Annotated in this window: 19 protein-coding genes; 10 read left to right on the top strand and 9 right to left on the bottom strand. The window is 69.0% G+C overall.

The genetic code is table 11. From position 1 onward, the window contains the following. Window positions 1-3 precede the first annotated feature (3 nt). Together acnB and ABB22_RS15245 are read left to right on the top strand one after the other, a co-directional pair. Complete coding sequence (gene acnB, locus ABB22_RS15250) at window positions 4-2595, top strand: bifunctional aconitate hydratase 2/2-methylisocitrate dehydratase (protein ID WP_055764994.1); 2592 nt, start codon at window positions 4-6, stop codon at window positions 2593-2595. Between the two features lie 143 nt (window positions 2596-2738). Next, window positions 2739-3506 (top strand): SDR family oxidoreductase, encoded by a 768-nt coding sequence (locus ABB22_RS15245; RefSeq protein ID WP_055764996.1) that lies wholly within the window; start codon window positions 2739-2741, stop codon window positions 3504-3506. Window positions 3507-3537: 31 nt separating this feature from the next. On the opposite strand, the gene ABB22_RS15240 is transcribed toward ABB22_RS15245, so the two are convergent. Continuing rightward, a complete protein-coding gene (locus ABB22_RS15240) occupies window positions 3538-4104 on the bottom strand; it encodes a response regulator transcription factor (protein WP_055764998.1) in 567 nt (188 codons plus the stop codon). Further along, window positions 4101-5339, bottom strand: a complete 1239-nt coding sequence (locus tag ABB22_RS15235; RefSeq protein WP_055765000.1) for a sensor histidine kinase — start codon at window positions 5337-5339, stop codon at window positions 4101-4103. Before ABB22_RS15235 ends, ABB22_RS15240 begins: the two co-directional genes overlap by 4 nt. Window positions 5340-5423: 84 nt before the next feature. On the opposite strand from ABB22_RS15235, the gene ispG reads away from it, so the two are divergent. The 3 genes from ispG (at window position 5424) to ABB22_RS15220 (ending at window position 8287) form a co-directional block, all read left to right on the top strand. Further along, window positions 5424-6689, top strand: a complete 1266-nt coding sequence (gene ispG / locus ABB22_RS15230) for a flavodoxin-dependent (E)-4-hydroxy-3-methylbut-2-enyl-diphosphate synthase (protein ID WP_055765428.1) — start codon at window positions 5424-5426, stop codon at window positions 6687-6689. Continuing rightward, a complete protein-coding gene (locus ABB22_RS15225; RefSeq protein WP_055765002.1) occupies window positions 6670-7368 on the top strand; it encodes a phosphatase PAP2 family protein in 699 nt (232 codons plus the stop codon). The genes ispG and ABB22_RS15225 overlap by 20 nt, the downstream gene beginning before the upstream one ends. Before the next feature lie 271 nt (window positions 7369-7639). Beyond that, entirely contained in the window at window positions 7640-8287 is a 648-nt protein-coding gene (locus ABB22_RS15220; RefSeq protein ID WP_055765004.1) for a response regulator, read from the top strand. A gap of 140 nt (window positions 8288-8427) precedes the next feature. Here the strand turns inward: ABB22_RS15220 and ABB22_RS15215 are convergent, their stop codons facing one another. Then, a complete protein-coding gene (locus ABB22_RS15215) occupies window positions 8428-11547 on the bottom strand; it encodes an Rne/Rng family ribonuclease (protein WP_082443471.1) in 3120 nt (1039 codons plus the stop codon). Window positions 11548-11956: 409 nt separating this feature from the next. Between ABB22_RS15215 and ABB22_RS15210 the strand changes: the two genes are divergently transcribed. Next, window positions 11957-12946 (top strand): RluA family pseudouridine synthase, encoded by a 990-nt coding sequence (locus tag ABB22_RS15210; protein ID WP_055765008.1) that lies wholly within the window; start codon window positions 11957-11959, stop codon window positions 12944-12946. Window positions 12947-13015: 69 nt separating this feature from the next. On the opposite strand, the gene zupT is transcribed toward ABB22_RS15210, so the two are convergent. From zupT to ABB22_RS15195, 3 genes are read right to left on the bottom strand one after another with little or no spacing between them, the layout of a single operon-like run. After that, window positions 13016-13825 (bottom strand): zinc transporter ZupT, encoded by an 810-nt coding sequence (gene zupT, locus ABB22_RS15205; RefSeq protein ID WP_055765010.1) that lies wholly within the window; start codon window positions 13823-13825, stop codon window positions 13016-13018. A 29-nt stretch (window positions 13826-13854) separates the two neighbouring features. Continuing rightward, window positions 13855-14268 carry an energy transducer TonB gene (locus ABB22_RS15200; RefSeq protein ID WP_055765012.1) on the bottom strand — a complete coding sequence of 138 codons (414 nt, stop codon included), beginning with the start codon at window positions 14266-14268 and terminating at the stop codon, window positions 13855-13857. 1 nt (window position 14269) lies between these two features. Next, window positions 14270-14614: a 4a-hydroxytetrahydrobiopterin dehydratase gene (locus tag ABB22_RS15195; RefSeq protein WP_055765014.1), complete on the bottom strand. Its 345-nt coding sequence runs from the start codon at window positions 14612-14614 to the stop codon at window positions 14270-14272. A 92-nt stretch (window positions 14615-14706) separates the two neighbouring features. Between ABB22_RS15195 and ABB22_RS15190 the strand changes: the two genes are divergently transcribed. Further along, window positions 14707-15306 (top strand): NfuA family Fe-S biogenesis protein, encoded by a 600-nt coding sequence (locus ABB22_RS15190; protein ID WP_055765016.1) that lies wholly within the window; start codon window positions 14707-14709, stop codon window positions 15304-15306. A gap of 18 nt (window positions 15307-15324) precedes the next feature. Continuing rightward, window positions 15325-17097 carry a hypothetical protein gene (locus ABB22_RS15185; RefSeq protein ID WP_235504212.1) on the top strand — a complete coding sequence of 591 codons (1773 nt, stop codon included), beginning with the start codon at window positions 15325-15327 and terminating at the stop codon, window positions 17095-17097. 40 nt (window positions 17098-17137) lie between these two features. Here ABB22_RS15185 and ABB22_RS15180 read toward each other — a convergent pair whose 3' ends face one another. From ABB22_RS15180 to ABB22_RS18805, 3 genes are read right to left on the bottom strand one after another with little or no spacing between them, the layout of a single operon-like run. Beyond that, on the bottom strand, window positions 17138-17368 hold the full coding sequence (locus ABB22_RS15180) for a hypothetical protein (protein ID WP_152984210.1): 231 nt from the start codon (window positions 17366-17368) through the stop codon (window positions 17138-17140). A gap of 58 nt (window positions 17369-17426) precedes the next feature. After that, complete coding sequence (locus tag ABB22_RS15175; RefSeq protein ID WP_055765022.1) at window positions 17427-17888, bottom strand: c-type cytochrome; 462 nt, start codon at window positions 17886-17888, stop codon at window positions 17427-17429. A gap of 9 nt (window positions 17889-17897) precedes the next feature. Then, window positions 17898-18278, bottom strand: a complete 381-nt coding sequence (locus ABB22_RS18805) for a c-type cytochrome (RefSeq protein ID WP_055765024.1) — start codon at window positions 18276-18278, stop codon at window positions 17898-17900. A gap of 204 nt (window positions 18279-18482) precedes the next feature. On the opposite strand from ABB22_RS18805, the gene ABB22_RS15165 reads away from it, so the two are divergent. Both ABB22_RS15165 and ABB22_RS15160 read left to right on the top strand, forming a co-directional pair. Beyond that, complete coding sequence (locus tag ABB22_RS15165; protein WP_055765026.1) at window positions 18483-19628, top strand: efflux RND transporter periplasmic adaptor subunit; 1146 nt, start codon at window positions 18483-18485, stop codon at window positions 19626-19628. Beyond that, window positions 19625-23116, top strand: a complete 3492-nt coding sequence (locus tag ABB22_RS15160) for an efflux RND transporter permease subunit (protein WP_055765028.1) — start codon at window positions 19625-19627, stop codon at window positions 23114-23116. The genes ABB22_RS15165 and ABB22_RS15160 overlap by 4 nt, the downstream gene beginning before the upstream one ends. Window positions 23117-23120 lie beyond the last annotated feature (4 nt).

Raw genomic sequence — 23120 nt, 5'->3', positions numbered from 1 at the left:
GTCATGTTGGAAGCCTATCGCCACCACGTAGCCGAGCGCGCCGCGCTTGGCATCCCGCCGTTGCCGCTGACTGCACAGCAGACGGCCGACGTCATCGAGCTGCTGAAGAACCCGCCGGCGGGCGAGGCCGAGTTCCTGCTCGACCTGATCACCAACCGCGTGCCGGCCGGCGTCGATGACGCGGCCAAGGTCAAGGCTTCGTACCTGGCCGCCATTGCCTTCGGCAGCGAGAAGAACGCGCTGATCAGCCGTGCGCGCGCCACCGAACTGCTGGGCACCATGCTCGGCGGCTACAACGTCGCCCCGCTGATCCAGCTGCTGGACGACGCCGACGTGGGCGCCATCGCCGCCGACGCGCTGAAGAACACCCTGCTGGTGTTCGATGCGTTCCATGACGTGCAGGAAAAGGCCAAGGCCGGCAACGCCAATGCACAGGGCGTGCTGCAGAGCTGGGCCGATGCCGAATGGTTCACCGGCAAGCCGGAAGTGCCGCAGAGCCTGACCATCACCGTGTTCAAGGTGCCGGGCGAAACCAATACCGACGACCTGTCGCCGGCCCCGGACGCCACCACCCGCCCGGACATCCCGATGCACGCCCTGGCGATGTTGAAGAACAAGCGCGACGACGCACCGTTCACCCCGGAGGAAGACGGCAAGCGCGGCCCGATCCAGCAGATCCTCGACCTCAAGGACAAGGGCCACCTGGTCGCCTACGTCGGCGACGTGGTCGGCACCGGTTCCTCGCGCAAGTCGGCCACCAACAGCGTGCTGTGGTGGACCGGCGACGACATCCCGTACATCCCCAACAAGCGCGCCGGCGGCGTGTGCCTGGGCGGCAAGATCGCGCCGATCTTCTACAACACGATGGAAGATGCCGGTGCGCTGCCGATCGAGCTGGACGTGTCGAAGATGGAGCACGGCGACGTCGTCGAGCTGCGTCCGTACGAAGGCAAGGCGCTGAAGAACGGCGAAGTGATCGCCGAGTTCGAAGTGAAGTCCGACGTGCTGTTCGACGAAGTGCGCGCCGGCGGCCGCATCCCGCTGATCATCGGCCGTGGCCTGACCGCCAAGGCGCGTGAAGCGCTGGGCCTGCCGGTCACCGATCTGTTCCGCCTGCCGGTGCAGCCGGCCGATACCGGCAAGGGCTATTCGCTGGCACAGAAGATGGTGGGCCGCGCCTGTGGCCTGGCGGAAGGCAAGGGCATGCGCCCGGGCACCTATTGCGAGCCGAAGATGACCTCGGTGGGCTCGCAGGACACCACCGGTCCGATGACCCGCGACGAGCTGAAGGACCTGGCCTGCCTGGGCTTCTCGGCCGACCTGGTGATGCAGTCGTTCTGCCACACCGCGGCCTACCCGAAGCCGGTGGACGTCAAGACCCACCACACCCTGCCGGAGTTCATCTCCACCCGTGGCGGCGTCTCGCTGCGCCCGGGCGACGGCGTGATCCACAGCTGGCTCAACCGCATGCTGCTGCCGGACACCGTCGGTACCGGTGGTGACTCGCACACTCGTTTCCCGGTCGGCATCTCGTTCCCGGCCGGCTCGGGCCTGGTCGCCTTCGCCGCTGCCACCGGCGTCATGCCACTGGACATGCCGGAGTCGGTGCTGGTGCGCTTCAAGGGCCAGATGCAGCCGGGCGTGACCCTGCGTGACCTGGTCAACGCCATCCCGCTGTACGCCATCAAGTCCGGTCTGCTGACCGTGGCCAAGGCAGGCAAGAAGAACATCTTCTCCGGCCGCATCCTGGAAATCGAAGGCCTGCCGGACCTGAAGGTGGAGCAGGCGTTCGAACTGTCCGACGCCTCGGCCGAACGTTCGGCTGCCGGTTGCTCGGTGCGCCTGAACAAGGAGCCGATCATCGAATACCTCAACAGCAACATCACGCTGCTGAAGTGGATGATCGCCGAGGGTTACCAGGACGCCCGTTCGCTGGCCCGCCGCGTCGAGAAGATGGAAGCCTGGTTGGCCGACCCGCAGCTGCTCGAACCCGACGCCGACGCCGAGTACGCCGCCGTCATCGAGATCGACCTGGCCGACATCCACGAGCCGATCGTGGCCTGCCCGAACGACCCGGACGACGTGAAGACCCTGTCCGACGTGGCCGGTGCCAAGATCGACGAGGTGTTCATCGGTTCGTGCATGACCAACATCGGCCACTTCCGCGCTGCCGCCAAGCTGCTGGAAGGCAAGCGCGACATCCCGACCCGCCTGTGGGTGGCCCCGCCGACCAAGATGGACGCCTCCGAGCTGACCAAGGAGGGCGTGTACGGCACCTTCGGCGCCGCTGGCGCCCGCATGGAAATGCCGGGCTGCTCGCTGTGCATGGGCAACCAGGCGCAGATCCGCGAAGGCTCCACCGCGATGTCGACCTCGACCCGCAACTTCCCCAACCGTCTGGGCCGCAACACCAACGTGTACCTGGGGTCGGCCGAGCTGGCCGCGATCTGCTCGCGTCTGGGCCGCATCCCGACCAAGGAGGAGTACATGGCGGACATCGGCGTGATCAACGCCAATGGCGCGGAGATCTACCGCTACATGAACTTCGACCAGATCGCCGACTACAAGGACGTGGCCGACACCGTCGCGGCGTAAGCCACGGCGGAACGCAGCATGTGGAAAGCCCGGCGCAAGCCGGGCTTTCTCTTTTCCGTCTCCGTCGATGTCGTGTCCGATATCGGCGAGCAGCGTGCGCGCAGGGCCGTCACTCTCCGTGCTCCCCCCCTCAGGAGCAGGACATGAAAGCCTTGCACGACAAGACCGTATTGATCACCGGTGCCAGTTCCGGCATCGGCCGCGCCGCCGCGCTGCTGTTCGCCGCCGAAGGCGCGCGCGTGGTGCTCGGCGCGCGGCGTGGCGCCGAACTGGACGCGCTGTCGATACGGATCCGCGCCGTGGGCGGCACGGCCACCTGGCTGGCCGGGGACGTGCGCGAGGAGGCCTATGCGCAGGCGCTGGTGCGTCATGCCGAGGACACATACGGCCCGCTGCACGCGGCGTTCAACAATGCCGGCGCGCTGGGGCCGCTGCAGCCCACCCCCGAGGTGGCGCTGTCCGGCTGGCAGGAGGCGATGGACGTCAATCTCACCGCCGCCTTCCTGGGCGCTAAACACCAGATTCCTTCGCTGTTGCGCACCGGCAATGGCGCCAGCCTGGTGTTCACCTCGACTTTCGTCGGCCACACCGCCGGCTTCCCGTGTACCGCCGCCTATGCGGCGAGCAAGGCCGGCGTCATCGGCCTGGTGCAGGCCTTGGCGGCCGAGTTCGGGCCTGCCGGCCTGCGGGTCAACGCGCTGCTGCCGGGCGGCACCGATACGCCGATGGCGCGCGAGATGAATCCCGACGAGGCGGCGCTGGGCGCGGTCGCGCGCCTGCATGCGTTGCGGCGGCTGGCGCAGCCGGAGGAAATCGCGGCGGCGGCGTTGTTCCTGGTGACGCCGGCGTCCTCGTTCGTCACCGGCACGGCCATGCGGGTGGACGGAGGGGTGTCGATCCAGCGTGGTTGAGCCGGCCCGGTCCGGGCGCGGGGCTGCGCCGTCAGCGATTCGGGTCGCGCTCCGGACTCGGCCGCTTGAGCAGCTTGCGCTGCAGCGAACGGCGGTGCATGCCGAGCAGGCGCGCGGCGGCCGAGACGTTGCCGCCGGTCTCGTGCAGCGCCTGCTGGATGTGTTCCCACTGAAGGCGGCTGATCGGGGTCATCGCGTCGGGCGGCTCGACCTCCTCGTGTTCCTCGCCGCCCTCGTCCGCCTCGCCGAGCGCGCGCAGGATCATCGGCACGGTGGCGGGCTTGGGCAGGTAGTCGTCGGCGCCGAGCTTGATCGCTTCCACCGCGGTGGCGATCGAGGCGTAGCCGGTGACCAGCAGGATGCGCATGTCCGCGCGCAGCGCGCGCAGCGGCTGGATCAGCGCCAGTCCGGATTCGCTGCCGAGCTTGAGGTCGATCAGCGCGAACGCCGGCGGCGAGCGCGTGGCCTGTTCCAGTGCGCCGGCGATGTCGTGGGCGGTGGCGGTCTCGATCTCGCGGCGGGCCAGGCTGCGCTGCAGGGTGCGCAGGTACAGCGGATCGTCGTCGACCAGCAGGCCGTGGGGGGAAAGGGCGCTCATGGGGTGTTCGCTTCCAGATGGGCAAGGGGCACGCGGAAACCGACGCGCGCGCCGCGGCCCTCGGCCGGGCGCATCCACAGTTCCCCATGCAGTCGTTCGATGGTGGCATGCGACAGCGCCAGGCCCACGCCCATGCCGTCGGTCTTGCCGCTGTTGAACAGGGTGCCCGGCAGGGCGGCGTGGGCGGCATCGTTGGCGTTGAAGCCGGGGCCGTAGTCGCGGACTTCGCCGTACAGCTGTCCGTCGCGGATGCGGATGTCCAGGTCCACCTGCTCGTGGCCGGTCTGCTCGCCGGCGTCGGCGGCGTTGTTCAGCAGCACCTGCAGCAGGTGGCCGACGCCCGGGTCCAGCGCGAGCTGCAACGGGGCATCGGCGTTGCGGTGCAGATGCACGGTCGGGCGCACCAGCCGCCATTGCTCCAGGACATTGCCGATCGACACGCGGGCGCGGCTGCGCGCGCCCTCCGCCGGCGCCGCCAACGCCAGCACCCGCTCGCGGCACTGCACGAGCAGGCCGCGCAGGGTGTCCATGTCCTCCTGCATCGCCGGGTCGTCGACGTACTGCTCGGCGATGTCGTCGGCGAGCAGGGTCATGGTCGCCAGCGGGGTGTTCAGCTCATGCGCCACCGATGCCGCGTGCGTGGCCAGTGCGACGATGCCCTCGTTGCGCACGAAGCGTTCGCGCAGCAATGCCAGCTGGTTCTCGCGTTCGCGCAGCGCGGCGGCCAGGCGCGTGGAGAACACCAGCACGACCACGCTGGACAGCAGGAAATTGGCCGCCGCGCCCCACAGGTGCAGGCTCATCGAATCGAAATAGCCGCCGTGCAGCGGCAGCCCGAACACCGCGCTCACCGCGTAGCCGGCCACGCAGGCCGCGGCCACCGCATGGGTCCAGCGCAGGGGCAGGGCGAGCGCGGCCAGCGCGATCAGGATCAGGAACAGCGAGCCGAACGGGTTGGCGATCCCCCCGCTCCAGCCGACCATCCAGGTGAGCACGGTGACATCGACCAGGATGTGGCCGAAGGCAGTAACCGGCGCCGGGTCGCTGTCGTGCACGCGCAGCTGCACGTACAGGTTGAACAGCGCCAGCATGCAGACGCCGCTCCACAGCGGCAGCAGCGGCAGGTCCAGCCCCAGCAGCCAGGTGGCCACCAGGATCGCGCTGGCCTGGCCGGCGGTGGCCAGCCAGCGCAGGCTGCACAGGGTGCGCAGGAACGAGGTATCCGGGGAATCCATGGGGTGCATCGTAATGCGTCCGGGCCCGTCGTAGCTCGCGATGGTTCATGCGATGGGACGGACGGGCGCGCTAAAATGCGCGCCATGCACGACGCCGTCACCCGCCCGACTCCTCCCGCCGACGCCACGGCCTGGCCCCGCCGCATCACCCATGCCGTCGACATCGGCGGAGTGAAAGTCGGCGGCGGCCATCCGGTGGTCGTCCAGTCGATGACCAATACCGACACCGCCGATATCGCCGCCAGCGTCCGCCAGGTGGCCGAGCTGTGGCGTGCCGGCTCGGAGATGGTGCGGCTGACCGTCAACAACGCCGAATCGGCGGCGGCGATCCCGCGCATCGTCGAGAAGCTGCGGATGATGGGCATCGAGGTGCCCCTGATCGGCGACTTCCATTACAACGGCCACCAGCTGCTCACCCAGGAGCCGGCCTGCGCCGAAGCGCTGGCCAAGTACCGCATCAACCCGGGCAACGTCGGCTTCGGCAAGAAGAAAGACACCCAGTTCGCGCAGCTGATCGAGTTCGCGATCCGGTACGACAAGCCGGTGCGCATCGGCGCCAACTGGGGTTCGCTGGACCAGGCGCTGGCGGCCAAGCTGATGGACGAGAACAGCCGCCGCGAGCAGCCGTGGGACGCCGGTCGCGTGCTGCGCGAGGCGCTGATCCGTTCGGCGCTGGATTCGGCGCAGACCGCGGTGGAACTCGGCCTGCCGCGCGAGCGCATCGTGCTGTCGGCCAAGGTCAGCGGCGTGCAGGAACTGATCGCGGTGTACCGCGACCTCGCCAGCCGCTCCGAGTTCGCCCTGCACCTGGGCCTGACCGAGGCCGGCATCGGCAGCAAGGGCATCGTCGCCTCGTCGGCGGCGCTGGCGGTGCTGCTGCAGGAAGGCATCGGCGACACCATCCGCATCTCGCTCACGCCCGAGCCGGGGCAGCCGCGCACGCAGGAAGTCATCGTCGCGCAGGAGCTGCTGCAGACCACCGGGCAGCGTGCGTTCACTCCGATGGTCACCGCCTGCCCGGGCTGCGGACGGACCACGTCCGAGTTCTTCCAGGAACTGGCCAAGGTGGTGCAGAACCACGTCCGCGAGAAGATGCCGGTGTGGCGCGTCAGCCACCCGGGCGCGGAGAACATGACGCTGGCGGTGATGGGCTGCATCGTCAACGGCCCGGGCGAATCGCGCCATGCCAACATCGGCATCTCGCTGCCCGGTACCGGCGAGGCGCCGGCCGCGCCGGTGTTCGTCGACGGCGAGAAGAAGGTGACGTTGCGGGGCGAGAACATCGCGCAGGAGTTCGTGGCGCTGATCGACGATTACGTCGAGAACCGCTATGCGCGCCACGCCGGCTGAGTCGCGCCGCGAGGCGGCCGGCGTGCGCGACTGGCTTGCGCACAACGCCTGGCGCATCGTGGTGCTGTTCATCTGCCTGCTGCTGCCGCTGGCCGGTTTCGTGACCCTGGCCGACGAGATCCACGAGGCCGAATCGCTGCATTTCGACCAGGCGCTGTTGTGGCGCATGCACAGCCTCGCATCGCCCGCGGTGGATGCCTTCTTCGTGCTGGCCTCCCGGCTGGGCTACCAATGGGGCGTGATTCCGCTGGATATTCTGCTGGTGGCCATGCTCGCTTTGCGACGGCGCTGGCGGGATACGGTGTTCGCCGTTACCGCGCTGGTGGGTTCGGCGCTGTTGAACGTGGGCAGCAAGCAGTTGTTCCAGCGGCAGCGTCCGGGACTGTGGGAATCGATTGCACCGGAAAGTACCTTCAGCTTTCCCAGCGGGCATGCGATGGGGTCGATGACACTGGCCGCCGTCGTCGTGTTCCTTGCATGGAACACGCGCTGGCGCTGGCCGGCGTTGATCGCCGCCATCGTCTTCGTGCCATGCGTCGGCCTGTCGCGCGTCTACCTTGGCGTGCATTACCCCTCCGATATCCTGGGAGGCTGGTGCGCGGCGTTGATATGGGTGACCGGCGTGCATGCGCTGCTGTTCCGGCATCGTTGGTCGCTGCCTGCTGCGGGGAATCCTTAATTGCAGGCGAGGGATGCCCTGATGGTTGCGTGACGCGCCCACATGCACCGTGTCATGGTCGGTCGTCCGGTGCCGATCAGGGCCGGATCATGCCTGGCAGGGGAGCCGGCCGCGCATGTCGATTCCAAGCATCGGGGCCGACCTCTTTCTGATTGATAATACGCGTGGCTTGCGCAATGGCGGGCAGTGGAATCCACCACCCGTCGCTCCGAAGCATGGAGTGCGCGGCGGGCTGCAACTGTCACCTGGGTTGGCGGGGAGGTAGCGGATAGTGACCATCAAGGTATTTCTCATTGACGACCACGCGCTGGTGCGCACCGGGATCCAGATGATCCTGGCAGGCGAGACCGGGATCGAGGTGGTCGGCGCGGCGGACAGCGGCGAAGTCGCATTGCCGCAGATCCGCCGGCTGAAACCGGACGTGGTGTTGTGCGATCTGAACCTGCCGGGGCTGAGCGGGCTGGAAATCACCGAGCGCATCGTCAAGGGTGACCACGGCACCCGCGTCATCATCGTGTCGGTGCTGGAAGACGGCCCGATGCCCAAGCGTCTGCTGGAGGCAGGTGCCTCGGGCTACGTCGGCAAGGGCGGCGATGCCAGGGAGCTGGTCCGTGCCATCCATGACGTCGCCCAGGGCCGGCGCTACCTGGCCAACAACATCGCCCAGAACCTGGCCCTGTCCAATATCGGCGGCGATGTATCGCCCTTCGATGGACTCTCGCCGCGCGAACTGGAAGTGGCCCTGCTGCTGGTGCAGGGGCGCCGCCAGGAGGAGATCGCCCGGCGCCTGAGCCTGAGCGCCAAGACCGTCAACACGCACAAGTCGCGGCTGTTCCAGAAGACCGGCGTGCACGACAACATCGCGCTGGCCCGGCTGGCGGCCCAGTACGGCGTGGGCGATCCGTCGAAGGCGATCTGATCCGTCCGGCGTGCCGGCGGCAGGTGAAAGACCACAGGACAGGCTGTCCTCACGGATGCCCGATGGGGTAGGGCGCAGGGAGGGGCACCATGAAAAAAGCGGCCCGAAGGCCGCTTTTTTCATTCCAGGACGCGATGCGCTCAGGCGTTGCGATGCGGCTCGTCCGCGTTCGCCTCGGCATCGGTCGTCGCGACCGCGGCTTCCACGGACTCCACGGCCGGGGCATGCGGCGCCTCGACAGCAGCCTCATGCTTTTCCTCGGTTGCCGGTGCCGCCGCTTCGGCGAACAACTGGCCGTTTTCCGGCAAGGCCGGCTCCGGCGCGGCCTGGGCAACGGGCGTCGCAGCGGGCGTATCGGCAGCCGGTTCCCCGGCAACGACGACGACCGCTTCTGCCGGCGCGGCAGGTTCGGCGGCGACGACCGGCTCCGGGTGGGTTTCCGGCTGCACCGGCGCGGCGACAGGCTGCACGGCTTCCACCACCGGTTCGGCGACAGGCGTGGTTTCCGGCGCAGGCGACGGCACGGCCGTTTCCACTGCTGGTTCCGGCTGCGCGGGAGCCGCTGCAACGGCGGCAGGCGCAACGACTTCTGCCACGGCTTCGGCCGCGGCGACGGCCTTTTCAGCCGACTCGACCTGCTGCGTGCCGGGCGCGGTGGTCTGCGCGGTGCGCGGTGCGCGGGCAGGGGCTTCCACGATTGCGGGTTCGTCGTCGAAATCGAACTCGGGCTGGGCCGCGGCCGGCACGGCTGCCGGTTCGGCGGCCTCGTGGCCGATGTCCTCGCCCTCGTCGGCGATGTCGTCGTCATTGCCCAGCACGTCGGCATCGGCGCTGCCGGTGCCTTCCGCATTGCCGCGGCGACGGCGACGGCCACCACGGCGGCCGCGACGGCGGCGGCTAGCGCCGTCGCCATTGGCGTCGTCGGTGGCGGGAGCGGCATTGGCTTCATCCACGCTGGCGACCACCGGCTGTTCGGCCGTGGCGGCCACCGACGCGCCGTCTTCCGCGGCCACCGGCGGCAGCGCCTTGACCGGCGCTTCGGACATTTCCGTGGCCACGGCGGCGACTACCACGGCGGCGGTCGGGGCAACCTGCGCGGCAGGAGCGAGCGGACGCGGCGCTTCGGCCTGCGGCTGCCGCGCCGGCTTCTCGCTCAGCGGCGGGGCGGCCTTGTCCGCATCCTGCTGCGGCCGGGGCTGCTTGGGCTGCTTCTGCTGCTTGGGCTGCTGCTGTTCGTTGTTGCGCTGCTGCTTGCCCTGCTGCGCCTGCTGTTCGTTGCGCTGCTTGGGCTGCTGCTGGCCGGCATTCGGGTTCTGGCCCTGCTGCGGGTTGCCGGCGTTCTGGCGGCGATCGTCACGACGCTCCTCGCGACGCGGCTGCTCGTCGCGGCGGTTGCCGTTCGCGTTGCCGGAGTTGCGCGCCTGCTGGCCGTTGTTGCCGCCGCCATTGCGGTTGTCGCGGCGCTGGTTGCGGTCGTTGCGGTTGCCGCGGCCGTTGTCCTGGCGCGGCTGCGGCTGGGCCGGCGCCGCGCTGGCGGTTTCGCCACCGAAGACGCGCTTGAGCCAGCCCATCACGCCGCCGCCAGCCGGAGCGGCGGCAACCGGAGCGGCAACCGGCGCCGGAGCCGGGGTCGGTTCGACGATCTCGCGGACCGGGGCCGGCTGGCTGTGCTTGACGTGGGTCACCGCCGGTGCCGGCGGGATGTTCAGCTGTGCCTTGGTCAGGGCGTGCACCGGCAGCTTGCGCGGGGTGCCGCGCTGGTAGCTCGGCTTGCCCGATTCCTCGCCCAGCTCGTTCTCGCGCAGGCGGGTGACTTCGTAGTGCGGGGTGTGCAGCTGCTCGTCGGCGACGATGATGATCGGCGCGTCATGGCGCTTTTCGATCTCGCGCAGCGCGCCGCGCTTCTCGTTGAGCAGGAAGTTGGCGATCTCCACCGGAGCCTGGACCAGCACCTGCCCGGTGTTCTCCTTCATCGCATGCTCTTCGGCGACGCGGATGATCGACAGCGACAGCGACTCGACGCTGCGCATGCGTCCCTGGCCGTCGCAGCGCGGGCAGACGATCTGGCTGGATTCGCCCAGGCTCGGGCGCAGGCGCTGGCGGCTCATTTCCATCAGGCCGAAGCGCGAGATGCGGCCCAGCTGGACGCGGGCGCGGTCGTACTTGAGGGCGTTCTGCAGGCGGTTCTCGACTTCGCGCTGGTGCTTGTTCGAGGACATGTCGATGAAGTCGATGACCACCAGGCCGCCCAGGTCGCGCAGGCGCAGCTGGCGGGCCACTTCCTCGGCGGCCTCCAGGTTGGTCTGGAACGCGGTGTCCTCGATGTCGCTGCCCTTGGTGGCGCGGGCCGAGTTCACGTCGACGGCGGTCAGCGCTTCGGTCTGGTCGACCACGATCGAGCCGCCCGAGGGCAGGCGCACGTTGCGCTCGTAGATCGCCTCGATCTGCGATTCGATCTGGAAGCGGTTGAACAGCGGGATGTCGTCCTTGTAGTGCTTGAGCTTGCGCAGGGTCTGCGGCATCACCTGCTGCATGAACTCGCGCGCGGTCTCGTACAGTTCCTCGGTGTCGACCAGGATCTCGCCGATGTCGGCGCGCAGGTAGTCGCGCAGGGCGCGCACGATCAGGCGCGATTCCTGGTAGATCAGGAACGGGGCCGGCTTGGCCAGCGCGGCCTCGGCGATGGAACGCCACACCTGCAGCAGGTAGTCCAGGTCCCACTGCAGCTCTTCGGCGTCGCGGCCGACGCCGGCGGTGCGGATGATCACGCCCATGTCGTCGGGGATGTTCAGCTTGTCCAGCGCGTCCTTCAGCGCGGCGCGGTCCTCGCCCTCGATGCGGCGCGAGACGCCGCCGGCCGACGGCGAGTTGGGCATCAGCACCATGTAGCGGCCGGCCAGGGAGATGAACGTGGTCAGGGCGGCGCCCTTGTTGCCGCGCTCTTCCTTGTCCACCTGGACCACCACTTCCTGGCCCTCGCGCAGCAGCTCGCGGATGCCGGCCTTGTTGTGGTCGACGCCGGCCTGGAAGTAGTCGCGGGAGATTTCCTTCAGCGGCAGGAAGCCGTGCTTGTCGCCGCCGTATTCGACGAAGGCCGCTTCGAGGGAGGGTTCGAGCCGGGTGATGCGGCCCTTGTAGATGTTGGACTTCTTCTGTTCCTTGGACGGCTGTTCGATGTCGATGTCGTACAGGGTCTGGCCGTCCACGATGGCCACGCGCAGTTCTTCAGCCTGCGTGGCATTGATCAGCATTCGCTTCATTGTGCGTTCCTCGCGCGCTGCTACCGCGCGGAACGCCATGGCGTTTCGCCTCTGGACACGGCTCGCCGCCCCTCGCGCAGGCGCGGGTAGGGCGGCTTGGGTTTCCAGCGCTACGACACCACGGCAGGCCGCGGGAGCGCTTGTGTACTTGGTTTCAGGTGTTTCGGGGCCGGCGGCCGCCCCGGCCGGGGCCAGGGCGTCGCACGGGACATGTGTTTTCGTCCAGCACGGATGCTTTTGGCATCCGGCGATGGCCGGGAGCGCCGACGAGCCGCTAACATGGCCGCCCCGGGGGCGGTGGCCGCGCACTGTGCCGGATCCGTCGGAAGCCGGGCTTCTGGCCCTGGACAACTTCCAACGAAATCAAACCCTTATCTCGCTCCCCGAGTGTAACAGAATAAACAGGCAGATGACTGACTCCGAAGACCGCCGCATCCCGTCCGCGGGCAAATCCAGCGTGCGCCTGATCAAGGTTCCGGAAGACCGGGCCGGACAGCGCCTGGACAACTTCCTGTTGGGCCAGCTCAAGGGTGCGCCGCGCAGCCTGGTCTACAAGCTGGTGCGCAGCGGACAGGTGCGTGTGAATGGCGGTCGTGCCAAGGCCGAGCGCAAGCTGGAGGCGGGCGAGGAAGTACGCGTGCCGCCGGTCAATCTCGCCGAAGTCGGAGACAAGGCCCCGCCGCCGGCCGGTTTCCTGCAGCGCATGGAGCAGGCGATCGTCTTCGAGGACGCGCGGCTGCTGGTCATCAACAAGCCGTCCGGAGTGGCCAGCCATGGCGGCAGCGGCATCAGCCATGGCGCGATCGAGACCATGCGCGCGCAGCGCCCGAACCAGAACCTGGAACTGGTCCACCGGCTGGACCGCGACACCTCCGGTCTGCTGGTCATGGCCAAGAAGCGCTCGGCGTTGACCGAGCTGCAGGCGCTGCTGCGCGAGGACCACGACGGTTCCGGTCCCGGCGGGATCCGCAAGCGCTACCTGACCCTGCTGGTCGGGCGCATGCCCGACGGGGTGATGAGCGTGGACGCGCCGCTGCATGTCGGCCTGCGCCAGGGCGGCGAACGCCACGTGCAGGTGAATGCCGCCGGCAAGCCGTCGCTCAGCCACTTCAAGGTGCTGGAGCGGCGCGGCGGCCATTCCTACTGCGAGGTACGGATCGAGACCGGGCGTACCCACCAGATCCGCGTGCATGCCCAGCACATCGGCCATCCGGTCGCAGGCGACGACAAGTACGGCGATCCTGCCGTCAACAAGCGGTTCCGGGAGCAGATCGGGCTGAAGCGGCTGTTCCTGCACGCGGCCTCGCTGGAATTCGCGCTCGACGGCGGCAAGACGCCCTACGTGCTCAATGCGCCGCTGGCGCCGGAGCTGGTCGAGGCGCTGGACCGGCTCAGGTAAGGCCGGACAGTGCCCGTGGACCTTGCCGGTAAAGCCCCCGGCTGAGGCCGCTCCTGCGGCGGTGCCGTCTCACCACTTGAACAACACCAGACTGATCGCCAGCGTCGCCATGCCGGCCACCAGCCCGTACACGGTCTCGTGGCCGCGGGCATAGCGCTTGGCGGCCGGCAGCAGTTCGTCCAGTGCCAGGAAGACCATCACCCCGGCGATCATCCCGAACACGATGCCGAAGGTGGTATGCGACAGCGAACCGGCCAGGGCGAAGTAGCCCAGGGCCGCGCCCACCGGTTCGGCCAGCCCCGACAGCAGGCTGGCGGCGAAGGCGTACAACTTGTTCCCGGTGGCGAAATACACCGGTACCGCGATGGCGATGCCCTCGGGGATGTTGTGGATGGCGATGGCGAAGGCCAGCGGCATGCCTACCGACGGGCTCTCCAGCGTCGCGAAAAAGGTGGCCAGGCCTTCGGGGAAATTGTGCGCGGTGATCGCCACCGCGGTCAGCAGGCCGACCCGCCGGACATAGCCGCGGTTGTCCTCGCGGAACAGCGGGTCGCGCTTGTCCAGGCTTTCGTGCGGGTTGGGAATCAGGTGGTCGATGGCGAGGATCAGCGCGACGCCGCCGAGGAAGGAGAACGTGCCGTAGGCGAAGCCCAGCCGCTCGCCATGCGCCAGCGCGAACGAGGCGATCGATTTGTTCAGGATTTCCGACAGCGATACATACACCATCGCGCCGCCGGCGAACGCCAGCCCGAAGGCGAGCAGGCGCGGTTCCGGACGTCTGGAGAACAGCACCATCAGGCTGCCGATGGCGGTTGCCAGGCCGGCGGCCAGCGTGAGCGCGAACGCGACCCACAGGTGCTCGGTGGAGACCGCAGGCATGGAGGCGCTCGCGGAGGCCGTTGTGGCGGTCAGCCGCCGCGCCGCATGCGCTCCTCGATGGCGAAGCAGCTGTCCGGCTTCGGTTCGGGCGGGTTGAAGCTCACCGGCACCTGGATGGTGGTCGGCACGGCCTGGCCATTGCGGGTGGCGGCCTTGAACTTCCACTCGCGCACCCGGTGGATCGCCGCGTCGTCCAGTTGGCTGTTGCCGCTGCTGGTGAGCAGCGCGACCTCGGTGGGCGCGCCCTCGGGGCCGACGACGACCTTGAGCACGCTCTGCCCGCCGACGCCGCTGCAGGCCAGTTCGACGGGGTAATCCGGTGGTGGGGTCTGTACCGCAGCCACTTCGGTGGGAGCGATCGCCGGCGGCGCCGGTTCGGAAGGGCCGCAGGCGCTGAGCGCTGCAATGGTGGCGAGCGAGCCCAGCAGGAGATGCGCTTTCATGTCATTGCTCCACAAGTGCGGATGCCTTGGCGGCACAGATGAAATCGTTCTCGCTCAGGCCGCCCACGTCGTGCGTGGAGAAGCGGACGATTGCACGGTCGTAATGGACGCCCAGGTCGGGATGGTGGTCCTCGCGGTGCGCGACCCAGGCCAGGGCGTTCACGAACGCCATGGTGCCGTGGTAGTTGTCGAAGCGGAATGTGCGGACCAGCGCATGGCCGTCCTCGGCCAGCTCCCAGCCGGCGACCTGCGGCAGCAGCTCGGCCAGCCGCGCCGCGCCGAGGCGGTGCTCGCTGCCTTTGCGCGGAATGCAGTGCGCCTGCGCCAGCGGAATCAGATCGGCCATGGGGTACCTCCATCGGACAAGGGGCTGAACGGCGCCGCGCGTGGAATCAGTGTCCCATCAGCAGCGGCCAAGACACGGCTAGAATAGCGCGCATGATCCAGATTTCAGATACCGCGCAGAGCCATTTCCGCAAGCTGATCGAACGCGAGGCCGTGCCCGGCATGGGCGTGCGCCTGAGCGCGGTCGAACCGGGGACGCCGCGCGCCGACGCGCGCCTGGAGTTCGCCGAGCCGGCCGATCTGCTGGGCGACGAATGGGCGGTGGACTGCGACGGCTTCACGCTTTATGTGTCGGCCACCAGCGTGGCGTGGCTGGATGGGGCCGAGATCGACTATGTCACGCAGGCCGCCGGCACCCAGCAGCTGACCATCAAGGCGCCCAAGATCAAGGGCGAAGCCCCCGGCGAAGCGGCGTCGATGGTCGAGCGCGTGCACTGGGTCATCGAGAACGAAGTCAACCCGCAGCTGGCGTCGCATGGCGGCCGGGTGGCGGTGCAGGAAGTGTCCGCCGACGGCGTGGTGCTGCTGCGTTTCGGCGGCGGCTGCCATGGCTGCGGCATGGCCGACGTGACCTTGAAGCAGGGGATCGAGAAGACCTTGATGGGCCGGGTGCCCGGCGTCACCGCCGTGCGCGATGCGACCGACCACGCCAGTGGCCAGGCGCCCTACATCCCGCGCGACGGCGTGGGCTGAGCGACCCGCCACGTGCCGGTGACGACGGTTGCCGACCTGATCGACCTGCTGGCCGCCCGGCGCAAGGCCAGCATCCTGCATGACCGTCGAACCGGTTTTCCTTACAGCTGGAGCGCCTGGCTGCGCGGAGGTTCGCGCGCGGACGGCATGGCATTCGCGGGTATCGACGCGGCGGCCGCGGCACCGCCATGGCAGGGACCGCGATCCCGCGGCAGCGGGCGCGGGCTGTCGTTCCAGCGGGCGCTGCTGCACCTGTTCCGCTGGGCGGGCGACGACCCGCCTCCCGACGACCAGCGCCGGATACGCTGGTTCTCCGCTTTCTGCAGCGTCGCCCTGCATCTGCTGTTCGCCGTGCTGCTGGTATGGGTGGCGCTGGTGCGCAGCAACGTGCCGGAACCCGGCGCGGAGGAGGGCGAGCGCGTGCAGGTCGAGTACGTGGGCCGGGGGACGCCGGAGGATGAAGGCGGCGGAGCGCCGCAGGCCGCCGCCGCACAGTCATCGTCGGCGCGCTCGGCCGGCGCGCCGGCGCGCGAGGGCGGTGCGGCCGAAGCCGCGGCCGCCGCTTCGTCGCAGCCGCAACCCACCCCGCCGGTGCCACAGGACAGCGGCGTGGACGCGGAGTTGGCCGCGATGCCGGTGGACATGTCCCGGCCTGCGCCGGACGTCGCGGCGGAACAGACGCTGCAGGTCACCGAAGTGCCGAGGCCGACCACGGATTTCGTGCTGCCGCCGCCAACGGTGGCGCCGCCGGCGCTCCGTGTGCATGAGCCACAGGTGCGCGAGCGCACCGTAGAAACCGCGGTGGCGCCGGCGGTACCGGTGCGCGCCTTGCCGACGCGCGATGTCGTGGCAAAGGCGCCCGCCATGCCGCAGGTACAGGTGCGTGAACGGCAGATCGAGACGGTGCCCACGCCGCCGGTGGCGATGACGCCGGTCCGCCCACGCGAGGCGGAAGTGCGTTTGAATGGCGTGGAACCGGCGGTGCGCGAACGGCAGGTCGAAACCGCGCCGCGCCAGGATGTGCAGATGGCGACGGTGCCGGCGCGCGAAAGCGGCGTGCAGGTGAGGACCGCGGATGTGGCGGTGCGCGAACGGCGGATGCCGGGCGTCGCCGATGCTGCCCCGGCGCCTGCCACCGGTTCCGGCCCGGTGCCGGCGCGGGCCAGCGAGGGTGGGGCGCAGGCGTCGCGGTCTTCGCAGGGAGCTGCGGCGGGTGGGCCGGCGGCGAATGCCGCGCCGCAATCAGGCACCAGTACGGGAGCCGGGCCAAGACCGCAGGACCGCAGCGGTGGCTGGGCGGCACCGGTCCGTTCGGACGACTGGGGCGCCTCGCAGCGGCAGGCATCCGGCGGCAGCGGTGCCGCGTCCGACGCGGGGCGCGGCCTGTACAACAACGATGGCAGCGTGCGCATGGCGGGCGACGCTGGAAAGGAGGCGGCGCCCGGACGTGGCGCGCCGGGCGGCGAGTCGGACAGCTGGAGCCGCGAGCAGATCGACCATGCCGGCACCTGGCTCAAGCGCCCGCCCTACGAGCACAAGCCCACGTCGTTCGACAAATACTGGGTGCCCAACGAATCGCTGCTGGCCGAGTGGGTGCGAAAGGGCATCAGGAGCATCGAAATCCCGATCCCGGGCACCGAAAACCGTATTTCCTGCGTGATTTCCGTCCTGCAGTTCGGCGGCGGCTGTGGCCTGAGCAATCCGAACATGCAGGAGCAGCCGGCCAGCGCGCGGCCGCCGCCGGACATCCCGTTCAAGAAGGAACTGCAGGACGACAACGGCAGCCGTTGAACGGCGCCGTACTCAATCCCGCTGCATTGGAAGTGGATTTCTAGGGATTCCTGCCGCGTCGGATGGCGCGCGCCGCGGCGGGCGTCAGGAGCATCACGCAGACCAGGAACGTGAGGGTACCGACCACGGCGGCGGGGCCGATCCATGCCGGATCGGTTCTGAGCATGTCGGGACGGGCGCGGATGCAGAGCAAGCCGGCACCGCTCGCCAACAGCGAAACAAGCGAGGTGAGCGCCAATCTCCTGAGGGATGGCGGCGACGATGCGGTCATTGCTGCCTCACGCAGGGGGCGTCAACGGCGCCGGCACGGGCGTGCCGGCGCGATGCGATCACTTCAAGCCGTGCAGGTCGCGCAGCTGGCTCGGGCGCGAGCCGAAGTAGGCGGCCAGGTCGGAGATATCCTGGTCGCTCAGGCCGGCGGCCTGCGGCGACATCAGCATGTGCTCGCGGTCGCCGCCGCGATAGGCCTGCAGGGCATGGGCGAGGTAGTCGCCATACTGGCCGCCGAGCCGCGGGTAGCTGGGGTCGATCGGGGCGTTGCCATCGGCACCGTGGCAATCGATGCAGCTCTGGCCGGTGGCCTTGCCCTTGCTGTTGGCGAGCTGCTCGCCGGCGGCGATGCGCCCCTGCGGCAGGCCGGCCGAAGAACTGGAACCGTGTTCGCCACTGGCATGGCCGGGGTCGGCGGCGGATTTGCCGGTGGACTCCACCTCCGACTGCGTGCAGGCGGCCAGGGCGCAGGCAGCGAACAGTGCGATGGCGAGACGCGAAGCGTGCTTGGCTTTCGACATGAGCGGTGCTTACTTGAGAGTGGACAGGTAGGCGGAGAGATCAGCGATGTCCTGCGTGCTGAAGCTCATCGATTGCGCCTGCATGGTTGGGTGCTTGCGCTTGCCTTCGCGGTATTCGGTCAACGCCTGGGTCAGGTACTGCGCCGACTGCCCGCCGATCTTGGGCACGCGGTAGCTCGGGTAGGCGTTCTTGTAGCCGGTGATGCCGTGGCAGCCCTGGCAGGTGTAGGCCAGGGTACGGCCGGCTTCGGCATTGCCGGCAGCGGCCTGCGGCGATGCCGCGGCGGCGGGAGCGGAAGGTTCAGACTGCTGCGGGTCGGCTTGGGCGGCGGCCCCGAACGGCAGGGCGAAAGCCAGGGCGAGACATACGGCAAACGGCTGCGAGCGCATGGTTTCCTTGTCCGGTATGCGGGTCTGTTGGTTCCGCCGTGGGACACGGAACGGTTCGAGTATAGCCCGCGCATTCACCGGTTCGGAACCATTCATGAATGCTGCGGTGCAGCGCGTGGGCATGACCTTTGGGGCATGGTGTTGCCGTGGGGTGGTGCAATACTTTGCTACAACACCAGCCACTGCATCTCCAGGGACCCCACGATGTCGCGACTCCTCACTCCGTACGGCCGCACCGGAAGCTGCGCCGCCGCTCTCCTCGTCACCACGGTGTTGTTGCTGGGAGGCTGCAAGGCCGGCGGCGAAGAGACCAAGGACAAGCCCAAGGAAGAGCAGAAGGCCAGCGATGCGGTCCCGGTCGAAGTGGCCAAGGCGGCGCGCCGCGCCATCGCCGCCAGCTATACCGGTACCGCCTCCCTGGAGCCGCGCGCCGAATCGCAGGTGGTCGCCAAGACCTCGGGCGTGGCGCTGGCGGTGATGGTCGAAGAGGGCGAGCGCGTCAGCGCCGGGCAACCGCTGGTGCGGCTGGACCCGGACCGCGCCCGCCTGGCCGTGGCGCAGAGCGAGGCGCAGATGCGCAAGCTGGAAAACAGCTATCAGCGCGCGCAGAAACTGGTCCAGCAGCAGCTGGTCAGCGCCGCCGACGTGGACCAGCTGCGCTTCGACCTGGAGAACGCGCGCGCGCAGTACCGCATGGCGACGCTGGAACTTTCCTACACCACGGTGGTGGCGCCTATTTCGGGCGTGGTCGCTTCGCGCGACATCAAGCCGGGCAACTTCGTGCAGATCAACTCGCCGATCATCCGCATCGTCGATGCCGGCAAGCTGGAAGCCACGCTCAACGTGCCCGAGCGCGAGATCGCCAAGCTCAAGCCGGGGCAGGCGGTGGAACTGCTTGCCGACGCCTTGCCGGGCCGCAGGTTCGCCGGCGTCGTGGGCCGCGTGTCGCCAGTGGTGGATACCGGCACCGGCACGTTCCGCGTGGTGGCCTCGTTCTCCGGCGAAAGCGAGCTGCAGGCGGGCATGTTCAGCCGCCTGAGCATCAACTACGACCAGCGCGCCGATGCGCTGGTGGTGCCGCGTACCGCGCTGCTCGAGGACGGCGGCGAACCGGCCGTGTACGTGGTGCGCGAAGGCAAGGCGATGCGTACCCAGCTCAAGCTCGGCTATGACGATGCCGGCTGGATCGAAGTGCGCGAAGGCCTGGAGCCGGGCGAGGAAGTGGTCGTGGCCGGCAAGGCGGCGCTGCGCGAGGGTAGCGCGGTGCAGGTGATCGGGCAGGAGAAGGAAAAGGCGGTCGCGTCCGCCGCTGCCGTCAAGGCGCCGGCCGCACAGGCGGCCAAGCAATGAGTGCGCGCGATCCGTCGGTTCCCGGCGGTGGCGGTTTCGACCTGATCGAGTTCGCCACCCGCCGTCGCGTCACCATCGCGATGATGACGCTGACCCTGGTGTTGTTCGGCGCGATCTCGCTGTCGAGCCTGAAGGTCGAACTGCTGCCCGATCTGAGCTATCCCACGCTGACCGTGCGCACCGACTATGAAGGCGCGGCGCCGGCCGAGGTGGAGACGCTGATCTCGCAGCCGGCCGAGGAAGCGCTGGGCATCGTCAAGGGCCTGCGCAAGCTCAAGTCGATCTCGCGCACCGGCCAGAGCGACGTGGTCCTGGAATTCGCCTGGGGCACGGACATGCAGCAGGCCGGGCTGGACGTGCGCGACAAGATGGAAACGCTGCAGCTGCCGCTGGAGGCCAAGCCGCCGGTGCTGCTGCGCTTCAATCCGTCCACGCAGCCGATCATGCGCCTGGCGCTGTCCTCGAAGCAGGACGGCGGCAGCGAAGCCGACGCAGTGCGCCGGCTGATGGAGCTGCGCCGCTACGCCGACGAGGATCTCAAGCGCAAGCTCGAGCCGGTCAGCGGCGTGGCCGCGGTCAAGGTCGGCGGCGGCCTGGAGGACGAGATCCAGGTGGATATCGACCAGCGCAAGCTGGCGCAGCTGGGGCTGTCGCTGGACAGCGTGATCCAGCGTCTGCAGCAGGAAAACGTGAACCTGTCCGGCGGTCGCCTCGAGGAGGGCTCGCAGCGCTACCTGGTGCGCACCGTCAACCAGTTCGCCACGGTCGAGCAGATGCGCGAGATGCTGCTCAACACCGCCGGCGGCTCGGGCGCGGCTGCGGCGGGCGAGAACCGCCAGCTGATGACCGCGATCCTTGGCAGCCGCGATCCGAACGTGATCGCCGCGATGCGCAGCGACGGCAGCGGCGGCGGCACCTCGCCGGTGCGGCTGAAGGACGTGGCCGACGTGCGCCAGGGCTACAAGGAGCGCGAGGCGGTGATCCGCGCCGGTGGCCATGAGGCCGTGGAGCTGGCCATCTACAAGGAAGGCGACGCCAACACCGTCTCCACCGCCGACGCGCTGGAAAAGAAGCTCGAGGCGATCCGCAAGCAGATGCCGAAGGACATCGAGATGACCACGGTGGAGGACCAGTCGGTCTTCATCCGCCACGCGATCAAGGACGTCAAGATCGATGCGGTGATCGGCGGCCTGCTGTCGATCCTGATCATCTTCCTGTTCCTGCGCGATGGCTGGAGCACCTTCGTCATCTCGCTGTCGCTGCCGATCTCGATCATCGCCACGTTCTTCTTCATGGGCCAGCTCGGCCTGAGCCTGAACGTGATGTCGCTGGGCGGCCTGGCCCTTGCCACCGGCCTGGTGGTGGACGACTCGATCGTGGTGCTCGAATCCATCGCCAAGGCGCGCGAGCGCGGCATGGGCATTCTCGAGGCCGCGATCAAGGGCACGCGCGAAGTGTTCATGGCGGTGGTCGCCTCGACCCTGACCACGATCGCGGTGTTCCTGCCGCTGGTGTTCGTCGAGGGCATCGCCGGCCAGCTGTTCCGCGACCAGGCGCTGACCGTGTCGATCGCCATCGCGGTGTCGCTGGTGGTGTCGATGACCCTGATCCCGATGCTGAGCGCGCTCAAGGGCCGTCCGCCGCTGGAGTTCCCGGCCGAGGATCCGCGCCAGCCGTGGCGCCCGGAGCGCCGCTGGCAGAAGCCGGCCGCGTTCGCCGGCCGTGGCATCGGTGCGATGTTCCGCTACGGCTTCTACGCCGCGGCGTGGCTGGTGGTGCGCATCTTCCGCGGCATCGCCGCGGTGGTCGGCCCGGTCATGCGCAAGGCCAGCGATATCGCCATGGCGCCATACGGTCGCGCCGAACGCGGCTACCTGCGCCTGCTGCCCGCGGCGCTGATGCGGCCGTGGCCGGTACTGGGCGGTGCGGCGCTGGCGTTCGCGCTGACCCTGGCGGCGCTGCCGATGCTGGGCGTGGACCTGATCCCGCAACTGGCGCAGGACCGTTTCGAGATGACCGCCAAGCTGCCGCCGGGCACGCCGCTGGCGCAGACCGACGCGCTGGTGCGCGAAGTGCAGCGCAAGCACGCCGGAGAAGCGGGGGTGCGCCTGCTGTATGGCGTTTCCGGCACCGGCACACGACTCGACGCCAGCCCGACCGAGAGCGGCGAGAACATCGGCAAGCTGTCGGTGGTGATGAACGACACCTCGCGCGAGCCGGAGCTGACCGAGAAACTGCGCCAGACCCTGAAGGCCTGGCCGGCCGCGCAGGTGGATTTCGCGCGCCCGGAACTGTTCGCGCTGTCGCCGCCGCTGGAGATCGAGATCGAGGGCAACACGCTGGAATCGATCCGCGTGGCCGGCAACAAGCTGGCCGGCATGCTGCGGCAGAACACGCACTACGCCGACGTCAAGTCGACGGTGGAGCAGGGCTTCCCGGAAATCCAGGTCGTGTTCGACCAGGACCGCGCCGCGGCGCTGGGCCTGACCACGCGCCAGATCGCCGATGCGGTGGTCAACAAGGTGCGCGGCAACGTCGCCACCCGCTACAGCTTCCGCGACCGCAAGATCGACGTGCTGGTGCGCGTGCAGGAGTCCGAGCGTTCCTCGGTCGAGGACATCCGCCGCCTGATCGTGCACCCGACCGGCGGCAAGCCGGTGGAACTGTCGTCGGTGGCCGAGGTGGTGGCGACCACCGGGCCGAGCGAGATCCATCGCGCCGACCTGCGCCGCGTGGCGATCGTTTCGGCCAACCTGCGCGATATCGACCTGGGCACGGCGATCACCGAGGTGCAGAAAATGGTGGCCGAGAACCCGCTCGGCACCGATGTGGGCATGCACATCGGCGGGCAGGGCCAGGAGCTGGGCGAGTCGATCCGCTCGCTGCTGTTCGCCTTCGGCCTGGCGGTGTTCCTGGTGTACCTGGTGATGGCCTCGCAGTTCGAATCGCTGCTGCACCCGTTCGTCATCCTGTTCACCATCCCGCTGGCGCTGGTCGGCGCGGTCGGCGCGCTGCTGCTGGCGCGCTCGCCGGTGTCGGTGGTGGTGTTCATCGGCCTGATCCTGCTGGTCGGCCTGGTGGTGAAGAACGCCATCATCCTGATCGACAAGGTCAACCAGCTGCGCGAGGAGGGCATGGCCAAGCGCCTGGCGCTGGTGGAGGGCGCGCGTTCGCGCCTGCGCCCGATCATGATGACCACCTTGTGCGCGGTGTTCGGCTTCCTGCCGCTGGCGCTGGCCTTCGGCGAAGGCGCGGAAGTGCGGTCGCCGATGGCGATCACGGTGATCGGCGGCCTGCTGGTCTCCACTTTGTTGACCCTGCTGGTGATCCCGGTGGTGTACGACCTGCTGGACCGCAAGCCGGATGCGTTCTATGCCGAGCGCGGCCGCCGCGCGCGGCAGCAGGCCGAACAGGTCGAGCAGGTGCTGGCGCATGAGCATGGCGCGCTGGAAAAAGGCGCGATCGATGGCGACGGGCTGAAGGGTTGATGCG

This window comes from Stenotrophomonas nitritireducens (assembly GCF_001431425.1).
In the GTDB taxonomy this organism is placed as follows: Bacteria; Pseudomonadota; Gammaproteobacteria; order Xanthomonadales; family Xanthomonadaceae; genus Stenotrophomonas; species Stenotrophomonas nitritireducens.
The sequence above is the reverse complement of the archived record's forward strand: the minus strand, read 5'-3'. Positions and strand labels throughout refer to the sequence as shown.